The organism is Streptomyces fungicidicus (genome assembly GCF_003665435.1).
GTDB lineage: Bacteria > Actinomycetota > Actinomycetes > Streptomycetales > Streptomycetaceae > Streptomyces > Streptomyces fungicidicus.
Genome location: NZ_CP023407.1, coordinates 5,689,115 through 5,702,971, shown reverse-complemented (window position 1 = coordinate 5,702,971; position 13,857 = coordinate 5,689,115). Strand labels below are relative to the sequence as shown.

The window sequence follows — 13,857 nt, the reverse complement described above, 5'->3', positions numbered from 1 at the left end:
CTGTGGTTCAGCGAGTGGTGAACCCGCCGTCGACGGTGATGACCGACCCCGTGACCTGCCGGGATCCGTCGGAGGCGAGCCAGACGGCGGCCGAGGCGACGTCATCGGGCTCGATCAGGGCGTTCATGGGCTGCGACTGGACGAAGGCCTCCTCGTGTTCGGCGACCGGCACCTGGAGGGACCTGGCGATCTCGGAGAGCATCCGGCCCTCGACGGCAGGGTCGTCCCGGACCGAGCCCGGGCACAGGGCGTTGGCGCGGACCCTCATCGGCGCGAAGTCGAGCGCCGTGGCCCTGGTGAGCCCGATGACACCGTGTTTGGCCGCCACGTAGCCCGCGAAGTTGCGGTATCCGACCTGCCCGGCGGTGGAGGCGACGTTGATGATGCTGCCGGCCCGCTGGGCGGTCATGATCTTGCCGACCGCCTTCGTCGCGCGCCACGCGCCGGACAGGTCCACGTCGATCATCAGCTGCCACTCGTCCTCGTCGATCTCGTCGACGGGTTTGCCGGAGGGCGCGGCGATCCCGGCGTTGTTGAGCAGCACGTCGATGCGTCCGAACCGGCCGTGGGCGTCGTCCACGGCGTGCCGCAGCGCGCCGAGGTCCCGTACGTCGGCCTGCCGGACGAGGACGGCCGCGCCGTGCCCGCGGCACAGGTCGGCGGTGTGGGCGAGCTGGCCGGGGCCGCCGAGCGGGTACGGAACGCCGGGCAGGTCCGCGCAGAGGTCGAGGAGGACGAGGTCGGCGCCCTCACGGGCGAAGGCGACCGCGCAGGCGCGCCCCAGCCCGCGTGCGGCCCCGGTGACGATCGCGGTCTTGCCGGCGAGCTGCATGGCGGCTCCTACCGGGCGAGCGCGTCGTCGACGAGACGCAGCAGGCTGCCGGGGTCCTCGGCGATGTACATGTGTCCGCCCTCCACCTCGGCCCGGGTGAACCCGGCGCTGGTCGCCCTGGCCCATTCGCCGGTCTGCTCGGCCGTGACCAGGTCGTCGCGGGTGCCGCGCACCGCGGTGACGGGGACCGGGAGCGGCCGGTCGCCGGCGGGGACGTAGTTCTCGTGCATCTCGACGTCCGCCCGCAGGGTCGGCAGGATCAGCTCGCGCATGTCCGGATGGGACAGTGCCTCGTGGTCGTAGCCGGCGAACTCCTTGACGCGCAGCAGGAACTCCTCGTCGGGCAGGCCGGTGGCCCGGCGGGTCCGCCGGGTCCAGGGGCCCGGTGAGCCGCTCGCGAAGAGCCGGGCCACGTCGACCCCGGTGCGGTCGACCAGCAGGTGCGCGAGTTCGTAGGCGAGCACCGCGCCGAGGCTGTGCCCGAAGATCACGACCCGGTCGTCCGGGCCGATCTCCTCGGTCACCACGGGAAGCAGTTCGGCCGCGGCCCGCGCCACGTCCCGGTACGGCTCCTCGGAGAGCCGCCACTCCCGGCCCGGCAGCTGGAGGGCCACGATCCGCGGGTTCCCGTCCGTCAGCGCCGCCCACGGGTGGAAGAACGAGGCCCCGGCGCCCGCGAAGGGGACGCACAGCAGAGACGTCCGTCGCATGTCTGTTCTCTCCGTTCCTCTGGTCAACGGGACTTCAGCCAGGCCGAGATGGCCTGCCACGCCAGGCCCATCATGTCGGGGCGGACCATGTCCACGTGTCCGCACGGGATGGACACCTCGGTCAGCTCGCCCAAGACGTGGGGCGCCCATTTCGCGGTGAGCGGCCCGTCCTCCGTCGTGCTGTCCGCCGAGGTGAGGATCAGCGCGTCGCCGTCGAACCGGCCGGTGGTGTGCGCCGCCCTGATCCGGGTGTTGTTCTCGAAGGTCCGCGCGACGACGGCGATCTCCTCGTCGGTGAACCCGCCGAGCAGATGACCGAACTCCGCCCGGATCGCGCCCTCCCACGACAGGTCCCCGCCGGGGGCCGCGCCGTCCTCGGCGCCGGTGGCCGCGATCTCCCGGTCGAGCGGGAACGAGTCCATGATGACCAGGGCGGCCACCTCCTCGCCCTGTTCGCGCAGCTGGACGGCGATCTCGTGGGCCGGGGCCGCGCCGAAGGAGTATCCGACGAGGTGGTAGGGGCCGGCCGGCTGCACCTGGCGCAGCTGCTCGATGTAGTCGGCGGCCATCTCCGCCAGGCTGCCGGCGAACGGGGCGCCGCCGTCGACTCCGCGGGCCTGCAGCCCGTAGACGGGCTGGTCGTCCGGCGCGTGCTGGGCGAACGGCGTGTAGCACCAGCTGAGTCCGCCTGCCGGGTGGACGCAGAACAGGGGCGGCCGGCCGCCGTCGCCGCGGATCGTCAGCAGCACGCCGAGCGAGTCCCGCACTGACGACAGGCCCAGCGTGCCGCGCAGGGCGGTGACGGTGGGGGCGGCCATCAGGTCCCGGACGGATGTGGTGACGCCCCGGTCCCGAAGGCGGTGCACCAGTCTGACCGCCAGCAGCGAGTGTCCGCCGAGGGCGAAGAAGTCGTCGTCGACGCCGACGGACGGCAGGCCCAGCACCTCGGCGAACGCCTCGCACATGGCCTGTTCGAGCGCCGCCACCGGCCCGTGGGCCACCGTGTCCCCGGCCCCGTGCGGGAAGCCGGGAGCGGGCAGTGCCTCGCGGTCGAGTTTGCCGTTGACCGTCAGCGGCAGGTTCTCCAGTTCCACGAAGGCCGAGGGGACCAGGTACTCCGGGAGCCGGTCGGCCGTGTGGGCGCGCACCGCGTCGGCGAACGACGTCTCGGTCCCGGCCGGCACCAGATAGGCGACCAGCCGCTTGTCGCCCGGGGTGTCCTCCCGTACGACGACGGCCGCCTGGCCGACCGCCGGATGGGCGGCCACCACCGTCTCGACCTCGCCCGGCTCGACCCGGAAACCGCGGATCTTGACCTGGTCGTCGGCCCGGCCCATGAAGACGAGCCGGCCCTCGGCGTCCCAGCGCACCAAGTCGCCGGTGCGGTACATCCGTTCACCGGTGACCCCGAACGGGCAGGCCACGAAACGCTCACTGGTCAGGACGGGGCGACCGAGATAGCCCCGCGCGACACCGGCACCGGCTACGTACAACTCACCGGCGACACCGACCGGCACCGGGTTCAGCGACCCGTCCAGGACGTAGACGCGGGTGTTGTCGAGGGGGCGTCCGATCGGCAGCACGCTATCGACCTCGGCGGCATCGGCGACCTCGTACTGCGTCGCGCACAGCGTCACCTCGGTGGGGCCGTACAACTGCCGTACGACAACGCCGGGGTTGGCGTCCAAGACGCGCCGTACCGACTCGGCCGGGACCACGTCACCACCGGTCAGCACCTCACGCACGCCGGTGAAGCAGCCCGGGTCCTGATCGGCCAGCACCCTCAACAAGCCTGCCGTCACATGCACATGGGACAGGTCGTGGCCGGTGACCAGCGTCCGCAGCACCGATCCGTCCACCGCCTCGTCGGGGGCGAGGACCACCGTGCCGCCCGACAGCAACGGCACCCACAGCTCGTACGTCGAGGCGTCGAACGCGTGCGGGGCGTGGAACAGCACCCGCGGGGTGGCTCCCCAGCACCGGTCCCCGGCGAGCGCCACCACGTCCCGGTGCGTCGCCACCACACCCTTCGGCACCCCCGTCGACCCGGACGTGTACATCACGTAGGCCGCAGCACCCGGAGCCACAGCGGCGGGCAGCACCACGGCGGAGTCCGCCCCGGCGGCGACCGGGATCACGTCGAGACCGGTGGTACGGCCGAGGTCGTGTCCGGCCGTCGCGTCGTGCACGACGACCGACGTGGCCCCGGCGTCCTCGATCACCGCGCGCATCCGTGCCACCGGCCACCTCACGTCCAGCGGCAGATACGCGCCGCCGGCCTTCAACACCGCCAGCAACGCCACCACCAGATCGGCCGAGCGTTCCATCAGCACGGCGACCACCGACTCCGGCCCCACGCCCGAGGCGACCAGCGCCCGCGCCAACTCATCGGCACGTGCGTCCAGTTCGCCGTACGTCACTTCGCCGGAGTCCGAGACCAGCGCCACGGCGTCCCGATCGGCCGCCGTCCGCCGCGCGAACGCCTCCGGCACCGAGACGTCCGCTCTCGCGACCGAGGTGGCGTTGTGTCCCTCGACCAGCTCGGAGAGTTCGGCGCCGCCCAGTACGTCCAGGCTCCGCAGCGGCGTGTCGGGGGCCTCCTCGAGGGCCGTGACCAGGTTGTCCAGGCAGGTGCGCAGCAGCGTGCAGACCTGGTCGGGGTCGGCGGGGGCCACCGCGTCCACGGCGATGGTGAAGCCTCCCCCGCCGACGTCGATAGCCACGGCGAGCGGGTAGTCGGTGATGTCCCGGTCGGACAGCAGCCCCATGCCGTCCATCGCCCCGGCGGTCTCCTGGGGCACGTCCTGGTTGTGCCGGTAGTTGAAGAGGGAGGTGAACAGCGGGCCGCCGGGCATGCCGCTGGCCGCCTGGGCGAGGGCCAGGGGCGCGTGCTCGTGGACCATCAGGTCGGCGAGCTGGTGCCGCAGCCCGGTCAGCGCCTCCCCGACGGAGGCGCCGGCCAGCCGCACCCGCACGGGCAGGGTGTTGATGAACAGTCCGGGTACGCGGTCGGCGCCGGCCCCGGAGTTCATCCGGCCGAAGACGATGGTGCCGAACACCACGTCGTCGCGGCCCGACACGGCCCCGAGCACACGCGCCCACGCCAGGTGGAAGAGCGTCGCCGGGCTCACCCCCAGCGACCGCGCGACCCCCTTGAGCCGGACGGTCAGTTCGCCGTCGACCCGGAGCCTTGCCTGTGCCACCGCCGTGCCGTCGCCGTGCACCTCGACCAGCCCGTACGGCGCGGTCGGCTCGGTGACGTCGCCGAGCAGGCCGGTGAAGTGGCGCCGGTGCTGCTCCCTGGGCACCCCGAGCCGTGCCTGCGCCACGAAGTCGCGGAACGGCAGCGGCTCCGGCAGGTGCTCCGTCCGTCCCGCCAGGTGTGCCCGCAGCTCGTCGAGCATGATCTGGAGGCCCGTGTGGTCCTGGAGCAGGTGGTGGACGCGGAGCAGGCACAGCCACCGGCCGCCGGTCCGCGGGTCGGCGGCGACGTGCGTCGTGATCAGCGGCGCCCGGTGCAGGTCCAGCCTGCCGCGCACGGCGGCCGCCAGCTGCTGTTCGGCGTCCGGGCCCGCGGGGTCCAGCACCACCTCCTCGACCGGCAGCCCGGCGTGGCGGAGCACCACCTGGACGGGTTCCGGGAGCCCGTCGGAGACGAACGCCGTGCGGTACACGTCGTGCCGCTCCAGCACCCACCGCATCGCTTCCAGGAAGCCGTCCAGGCGCCGCCGTGAGTCGAACCCGATCACCGTGGGTGTCACGTACACGTCCGTGGCGTCCCGGTCGAGCATCAGGTGGTGGAAGAGGATGCCTTCCTGGAGCGGGGCCAGCGGGTAGACGTCCTGGATGTTGGCCGCGCCGCCCGGCACCGTCTCCGTCACCCGGGCGATCTCGTCCTCGGTCAGGTCGACCAGGGTCAGTATCTCCGGGGTGATCTCCGTGGCGTCGTCGGGGATCAGGTTCGGCGGCACCACCACCGTCTCCGGTCCCGCGGCCGCCGCCAGTCCGGCCGGGGTGGGCGTCGTGAACAGCGCGCGGACCGACACCGGGAGTCCGCGCTGCCGCAGCCACTCCACCAGGGAGACGGCGAGCAGGGAGTGGCCGCCGAGGGCGAAGAAGTCGTCGTCGACGCCGACGGCCGGCAGGCCCAGCACCTCGGCGAACCCCTGGCAGAGCAGTTCCTCCTCCACCGTCGCCGCGGCGCGCCCGCCACCGGCGGTGTACGCCGGGGCCGGCAGCGCCCTGCGGTCGAGTTTCCCGGTCGAGGTCAGCGGCAGCGCGTCCACGACCACCACCGCCGAGGGCACCATGTACGACGGCAGGTGCTCGGCCGCGTGGTCGTGCGCCACGGCGGCGAGGCCGCCGTCGTCGGGGCCGCCGTCGTCGGGGCCGCCGTCGTCGGGGCCGGCGGCCACGACGTAGGCGACGAGCCGCTTGTCGCCCGGTACGTCCTCGCGCACCACCGCGGCGGCCCGGCCGACCGCCGGGTGGGCGCCGAGTACGGCCTCCACCTCGCCCGGCTCGATCCGGAATCCCCGGATCTTCACCTGGTCGTCCGCCCGGCCCCGGAACTCCAGCTGCCCGTCGGTCCGCCGGCGCACCACGTCACCGGTGCGGTACATCCGTTCGCCCGCCGCCCCGAAGGGGCAGGCCACGAAGCGCTCCGCGGACAGCCCGGGCCGTTCCAGGTATCCGCGGGCGAGCTGCGCCCCGGCCAGGTACAGCTCTCCGGAGACACCCGGGGGCACCGGCTGGAGCCGTCCGTCGAGCACATAGGCACGCGTGTTGTCGATGGGGCGTCCGATCGGCACCTGGGAAGCCGTCGTCCCCGCCTCCACGCCGGCGGCGGTCGCGTAGACGGTCGCCTCGGTCGGGCCGTACAGGTTGGTCACCGTGCTCCCGACGGCCGCCATGCGGGCGGCCAGGGAGCCGGACAGCGCCTCGCCCGCGACGAGCAGCCGCAGTCCCCGTGCCGCCTCGGCGTGTGCGGTCAGCAGCCCGTGCCAGAGGGCCGGGGTGCCCTGCATCAGGCTCGCCCCGAACCGTTCGACGAGTCCGGCGACGGCCGCCGGGTCCCGCACGTCCCCGTCCACGGCGATCACGACGGCGGCGCCCGCGAGCAGCGGAACGTACAGCTCGAAGACGTGGATGTCGAAGGTCACCGTCGTCACGGCCAGCAGGCGGTCCTCGGTGTCCATCGGGAACCGCCGGCCCATCGTGGCGACGAGGTTCGCCATGGCGCCGTGCGTGACGACCACTCCCTTGGGCCGCCCCGTGGAGCCCGATGTGTAGATCACGTAGGCCGGGTGGTCCGGGAGGGGCGGGGTGACGCGTTCCGCGTCGGTGACGGCGCCGGCGTCCAGATCCGCGAGTTCGGCGACGGTACGGGGGTCGTCCACGACGACGCGTTCCGGCCCGAACGCCTCGACGGCGGTACCGCGACCGGTGAGGAGCAGCGCGGGCCGGGCCTCGTCGAGCATGAAGGCGACGCGTTCGGCCGGGTGGCCCGGGTCGACCGGCAGATAGGCGGCTCCGGTCCTCAGCACCGCGAGCAGCGCCACGAGCAGGTCGGCCGAGCGTTCCATGCAGACCGCCACCCGGGCCTCCGGGCCGACACCGCGCCGTATCAGCAGCCGGGCCAGCCTGTTCACCCGCGCGTCCAGCTCGGCGTAGGTCAGCCGGTCGTCGCCGCACAGCACGGCCACCGCGTCGGGCGTCACGGCCGCCTGCGCCCGGAACATGTCGGAGACGGACCGGGCGGGCAGGGGGGCGTCGGTGCCGTTCCACTCCTCGACGACCTGGCGCCGTTCGTCCGCGTCGAGGACGTCCACCGCGCTCAGGGGCATGTCGGTGTCCCCGGCGACCAGTTCCAGGAGCCGTACCAGGCGGCCCGCGATGCGCTCGACGGTCGCCGGGTCGAACAGGTCGGCGGCGGCGACGAGCACGCCCTCGATGCCCGCCGGAGCACCGGTGGCGTCGAGCGTCTCGCCGACGGACAGGTCCAGGTCGAACTTGGCCGCCACGCTTCCGGCGGACAGCGAGTCGGTCCGCAGACCCGGCAGGTCCACGGCGGGACCACCGCCCGGTCCGCCCGTGTTCTGCAGTGTGAGCATGACCTGGAACAGGGGGTGCCGGGCCAGTGACCTGGCCGGTGCGAGCTCCTCCACCAGCCGCTCGAACGGCACGTCCTGGTTCTCGTACGCCGACAGGCTCACCGCCCGGACCCGGCCGAGCAGTTCGCGGAAGGTCGGGTCTCCGGACAGGTCGGTGCGGATCACGAGCGTGTTGACGAAGAAGCCGACCAGGTCGTTGAGGCCCTCGTCCGTCCGGCCCGCGACGGACGCGCCGACGGGGACGTCGTCGCCCGCACCGAGGCGGTGCAACAGTGTCGCGAACGCGGCCTGGAGCACCATGAAGACGGTCACGCCCTCTCCCCGCGCCACCTCCAGCAGCCGTTCGTGGACCTCGGCGGGCACCAGCACGGGGGCCTGGTGTCCGCGGGTGGACACCTCGGCGGGCCGCGGCCGGTCCGCGGGCAGCTCCAGTTCCTCGGGCGCCCCGGCGAGGGCGTCCCGCCAGTACGCCACCTGGCGGGACAGCACACTGCCGGAGTCGCCCTCGTGGTCCAGCACGTCACGCTGCCAGAGGGCGTAGTCGACGTACTGGACCGGCAGCGGCGCCCAGCCCGGCTCACGGCCCTCACGGCGGGCCGCGTAGGCGGCGGCCATGTCACGGGCCAGCGGCTCCATGGACCAGGCGTCTCCGGCGATGTGATGGACCACCATGAGGAGCACGTGCTCCTCGGGCGCGGTCGCGAACAGCCAGGCTCGGAGGGGGATTTCGGCGGAGAGGTCGAACGCGTGGCCGGCCGCCTCCGTCACCGCCCCGTCGAGTCCGTCCACGTCGACGTCGGCGACCCGCAGTGCGAACCCGGCCGCGTCGACCGGCAGCACCTGCTGGTACGGCTCACCGTCGGCCGTGGCGAACACCGTCCGCAGCACCTCGTGCCGCTCCATCACGTCCCGGAACGCGCCGGCCAGCGCCTCCCGGTCGAGCTCCCCGGTGAGCCGCAGGGCGAGGGGGATGTTGTAGGTGGCGTTCGGCCCGTCCAGCCGGCCGAGGAACCACAACCGCCGCTGCGCGAAGGACAACGGCGCCCGCGCCGGCCGCTCCCGCGGCTCCAGCGCCGCACGTCCCGGCGCGGCGTGAGCGAGTCCGCGGGCCAGGGCCGCCGGGGTGGGCGTCTCGAACAGCGCCCGGATCGGCAGCTCCACGTCCAGCACGGCGCGCACCCGGCTCACCAGCCGGGTGGCGAGGAGGGAGTGGCCGCCGAGTGCGAAGAAGTCGTCGTCCACGCCGACGCGTTCGAGGCCCAGCACCTGGGCGAAGGCCCCGCACAGCAGTTCCTCGCGGGCGTCGGCGGCAGCCCTGCCCGCGCCGGCCGCGTACTCGGGGGCGGGGAGCGCCTTGCGGTCCAGTTTGCCGTTGGTGGTGAGCGGGAGGACGTCCAGCTCCACGATCGCCGAGGGCAGCATGTACGCGGGCAACTGCTCGGCGGCGTACGCACGCAGCGTCTCGGGCACGTCGGCGAAGTCCGTGTCGTGCGCGGGGACGACGTAGGCGGTGAGGCGCTTGTCGCCGGGGGTGTCCTCGCGTACGACCACGGCCGCATGGGCGACGGCGGGGTGCGCCGCGAGTACGGTCTCGACCTCACCCGGCTCGATCCGGAAACCCCGGATCTTCACCTGGTCGTCCGCACGACCCGCGAACACCAACTCACCGTCGGCGCTCCACTTCACCCGGTCACCGGTGCGGTACATCCGCTGCCCCGGGTCGAAGGGACATGCCACGAACCGCTCCGCGGTCAGGCCCGGACGCCCGAGATAGCCCCGCCCCAGCTGCACGCCCGAGACGTACAACTCGCCCAGCACACCGACCGGGACCGGACGCAACCCGTCGTCCAGCACGAACACCCGCGTGTTCCCCACCGGACGCCCGATCGGCACCCCGGCGCCCACACTCCCGTCCACTGCCTGCCAGACGGTGACATTCACCGTCGCCTCACTGGGCCCATAACTGTTGAACAGCGTCCGGCCACCCGCCACCCAGCGGTCCACCAGATCCGGCGGGCACACCTCACCCCCCACATCCAGCACGAACCCCGGGGCCAGTGCCTCCTCCCGCATCAGCACCGCCACCGCCGGCGGCAGCGTCGCGTGCGTCACGCGCTCCTCCAGCAGGAACCGCACCAGCTCCTCACCCAGCCGCCGCTCCGACGGCACCACCACCAGCGCCCCACCCCCGAGCAACGCCAGCCACCACTCCTCACAGAACGCGTCGAACCCCGCCGACGCGAACTGCGCCACCCGACTGCCCTCACCCACCCCATACCGGACATGACTCGCCACATAACTCACACACGCCGCATGAGAGATCAGCACCCCCTTCGGCCGACCCGTCGACCCCGACGTATAGATCACGTACGCCGGATGGGACGGCAGAAGCGGGGACAGCCTGTCGGCGTCCGACACCGGAGCCGCGTCGAAATCGGCGGTCTCCGTCAGGAAGTCCACGTCGTCGATCACCAACACCGGTGAGGCGTCCTCGACCACGAAACGGATCCGATCGGCGGGCTGCCCCGGATCAACGGCCACATACGCGCCGCCCGCCTTCAACACCGCCAGCACAGCAATGACCAGTTCCGGCGAACGCTCCAGCACCAGAGCCACCACCGACTCCGGACCCACACCCAGCCCGATCAACTTCCGCGCCAGGCGATTCGCCCGGGCCTCGACCTCCGCATAACTCAACTCGACACCGCTGCCCACCAACGCCACCGCATCCGGCGACAACCGAGCCTGCGCGGCGAACAGCTCCGGGAACGACACCCCCGGCACCTCCACCACCGCACCACTCCCCACCCCGAGAAGCCGCCGGTGCTCATCCGGGTCGAGTACGTCCACCGCGGCGAGCCCCGTGTGCGGAGCGCCCTCGAGAGTGGTGACCAGGCTCTCCAGGCAGGTGTGGAGCAGTCGGCAGGCCTGGTCGGGGTCGGCCGGGGCGTGGGCGTCGGCGGTCAGCAGGAACCGCTCCCCGGCGTCGTCCACGGACATGGTCAGCGGGTACTCGCTCTGTTCCCGGTACGCCAGCAGACCGATGCCGTCCAGGGGGCCTGCCTCCCCGGCGGCGGGTTCGGTGTCCGGAGCCGCGGTGAAGCGGTAGTTGAAGAGCGAGGTGAACAGCGGGGTGCCGCCCTGCACGCCGCTGACCGACTGAGCCAGCGTGAGCGGTGCGTGCTCGTGCGCCATCAGCTCGGCGAGCTGGTCCCGCATGTCCGTGAGCGCGGCGTCGGCGGCGCCGGCGCCGAGGCGGACGCGTACCGGCAGGGTGTTCATGAACAGGCCCGGCACCCTGGCGGATCCCGTGCCCGAGTTCATCCGGCCGAAGACGATCGTGCCGAACACCACGTCGTCGCGGCCGGCCAGCGCGCCGAGCACCCTGGCCCACGCCAGGTGGAAGACGGTGGCCGCGCTGACCCCCTTCGACCGGGCCAGCCCGCGCACCCGTGCGGCCAGTGCATCGTCGACCCAGTGCTGGGCGCGTGTCTCCGGGCCGCCGTCACCGTGCACGTCCAGGAGTCCGTAGGGGGCGGTGGGTTCGGTCACGTCGCCGAGCAGGCCGGAGAAGTAGGCCTCGTGCTCCTCGCGCGCCGTGCCCAGCCGCGCCTGCGCCACGTACCCGCGGAACGGCACGGGTTCCGGCAGGTCGGCGGCGTCGCCGGAAAGGAACGCGCTCACCTCGTGGAGGAGCACGTCCAGGGCGGTGTGGTCCTGTACCAGGTGGTGGATGAGCAGCAGTGCCACCCATCGGCCGGTGCCCGGTTCGGCGGCGATCCGGACGCGCATCAGGGGTGCCCGGTTCAGTGTCCGCCAGGCTCCCGCTCCGCTCAGCAGTTGTCCGGCCGGGTCCTCCGCGGTGTCGAGGACGACCTCGTCGACGGGCAGTGCGGCGTTTCGCCACACGACCTGCACCGGCTCGCGCAGTCCTTCCCACACGAACGCGGTCCGGTAGGTGTCGTGCCGGTCGACGACCTGCTGCAGCGCCGAGAGGAAGGCGTCGAGGCGGTCCCGCGAGTCGAACCCCAGCACGGTCGGCAGCACGTAGACGTCGCCGTCGTCGCCGCCGGCCATCAAGTGGTGGAAGAACATGCCTTCCTGGAGCGGGGCCAGCGGGTACACGTCCGCGATGTTGGCCGCGCCGCCGGGCACCGTGTCGACGACCCGGGCGATCTCCGCCTCGGTGAGGTCGGCCAGGGTGAGCATGTCCGGTGTGATCACGGTCGCGCCGGGCGGGATGAGGTTCGGCGGCACGGTCACCTGGTCCGCCGCTCCGGAAGCGGCCGCCAGTCCGGCGGGGGTGGCGCTCTGGAACAGCGCCCGCACCGACACCGACACCCCGCGCTCGCGCAGGTGCTCGACGAGGGAGACCGCCAGCAGCGAGTGGCCGCCCAGGGCGAAGAAGTCGTCGTCCACGCCGACGCGTTCGAGGCCCAGCACCCGCTCGAAGGCCGCGCACAGCAGTTCTTCGCGCGGGCCCGCCGGTGCCCGGCCCGAGCCGGCGGCCGCCTCGAAGTCGGGTGCGGGCAGTGCCTTGCGGTCGAGTTTGCCGTTCGCGGTCAGCGGCAGCGCGTCCAGCACCACGACCGCCGAGGGCACCATGTAGGAGGGCAGCCGTTCGGCGGCGTGGGCCCGTACCGCTTCGGCCAGGGCCCGCGGGTCCGGGGTGTCCGCCACCGCGTAGCCGACGAGCCGCCGGTCGCCCGGCGTGTCCTCCCGCACCGCTGCCGCGGCCCGTTGGACCGCCGGGTGGGCGCCGAGTACGGCCTCGACCTCACCGAGCTCGATGCGGAACCCGCGGATCTTGACCTGGTCGTCCGCGCGCTCCAGGAATTCCAGTGCGCCGTCCGTGCGCCACCGGACCAGGTCACCGGTGCGGTACATCCGCTCGCCGGAGGCGAACGGGCAGGCCGTGAACCGTTCCGCCGACAGCGCCGGACGCCCCAGGTACCCGCGTGCCAGCTGGACTCCGGCGAGGTACAGCTCGCCCGGGGAGCCCGGCGGCACCGGACGCAGCGCGTCGTCGAGGACGTACGCCCGGGTGTTGGGCAGCGGCCGGCCGATCGGCACCCGGGAGTCCGGGTCGTCCGCGGTCAGGCCGGCCGCGGTCGCCCAGACCGTCACCTCGGTCGGGCCGTACAGGTTGGTGACAGTGTCCCCGACGGCCGCCATACGGGCGGCCAGGGCGGCGGGCAGTGCCTCGCCGCCCACGAGCAGGCGCAGCCCGCTCGCGGACCCGGCGTGCTCGGTGAGCAGTGCCTGCCACAGTGCCGGGGTCGCCTGCATCACGGTCACGCCGAACCGTTCGATCAGCGCGGCCACCGCGGCCGGGTCCCGCACGTCCGCGTCCTCGGCGACCACGACCCCGGCGCCGGCGAGCAGCGGCACATAGAGCTCCAGGACATGGATGTCGAAGGACACGGTGGTCACGGCCAGCAGACGGTCGGCGGAGCTCATCGGGAAGCGCTCCCGCATCGCCGCGACGAAGTTCGCCATGGCGCCGTGCGGGACGACCACCCCCTTGGGCCGACCGGTGGACCCCGAGGTGTGGATCACGTAGGCGGGGTGCCCGGGCAGGAGCGCGCCGAGGCGCTCCCGAGCGGTCAGGTCGTGGGTGTCCAGCGCCTGGAGTTCCGCCGCCGTACGGGGGTCGTCCACGACGAGGTGTTCCGGTCCCGGCAGGTCGGCCGCGGTTGCCCGGTCGGTGAGCAGCAGGGCGGGGCGGGCGTCGTCGAGGACGTGTCCGACGCGCTCGGCCGGATGGCCGGGGTCGACGGGCAGGTACGCGCCGCCGGCCTTGAGCACCGCCAGCAGGGCCACGGGCAGTTCGGCCGAGCGCCGCAGGCACACGGCGACGGACGACTCCGGTCCGACGCCGTGCCGGACGAGCAGCCGGGCCAGCCGGTTGGCCCGCGCGTTCAGCTCGGCGTAGGTCAGCCGGGTGTCGCCGCCCAGTACGGCGACGGCGTCGGGGGTCAGCGCCGCCTGCGCCTCGAACGCGGCGGGGACGGACAGGGCGGGTGGCGGGGCGTCGGTGTCGTTCCACTCCTCGACGACCCGTCGCCGCTCGCCGGCGTCGAGCAGGTCCACGGCGCTCAGGCGGGTGCCGGTGTCCTCGGCGATCAGCTTCAGCACCCGGACCAGGGAGTCGGCGATCCGTTCGGCCGTCGCCGGGTCGAACAGGTCGGCGGCGGCGACC

The 13,857-nt window shown here is 73.3% G+C and carries 3 protein-coding genes (1 of these 3 running past the window's edge); all 3 read right to left on the bottom strand.

The window, feature by feature from the left end; all coding sequences use genetic code 11:
- Positions 1–7: 7 nt before the first annotated feature.
- Tightly spaced (at most 23 nt apart), the 3 genes in view from CNQ36_RS25740 to CNQ36_RS25730 form a layout consistent with a single transcriptional unit that may run on beyond the window.
- A complete protein-coding gene (locus CNQ36_RS25740; protein ID WP_121547711.1) occupies positions 8–832 on the bottom strand; it encodes an SDR family oxidoreductase in 825 nt (274 codons plus the stop codon).
- Positions 833–840: 8 nt separating this feature from the next.
- Entirely contained in the window at positions 841–1,542 is a 702-nt protein-coding gene (locus CNQ36_RS25735; RefSeq protein WP_121547710.1) for a thioesterase II family protein, read from the bottom strand.
- Positions 1,543–1,565: 23 nt separating this feature from the next.
- Positions 1,566–13,857: the 3' end of a non-ribosomal peptide synthetase gene (locus CNQ36_RS25730; RefSeq protein ID WP_121547709.1), read on the bottom strand. It continues 13,943 nt past the right edge of the window; only the last 12,292 of its 26,235 coding nucleotides appear in the window; its start codon lies off the right edge, out of view — the gene reads right to left on this strand; the stop codon is at positions 1,566–1,568.

Excerpts from the sequence above, each read along its gene's own strand:
- CNQ36_RS25740 (WP_121547711.1), bottom strand. The coding sequence starts at position 832 with ATGCAGCTCGCCGGCAAGACCGCGATCGTCACCGGGGCCGCACGCGGG.
- CNQ36_RS25735 (WP_121547710.1), bottom strand. The coding sequence starts at position 1,542 with ATGCGACGGACGTCTCTGCTGTGCGTCCCCTTCGCGGGCGCCGGGGCC.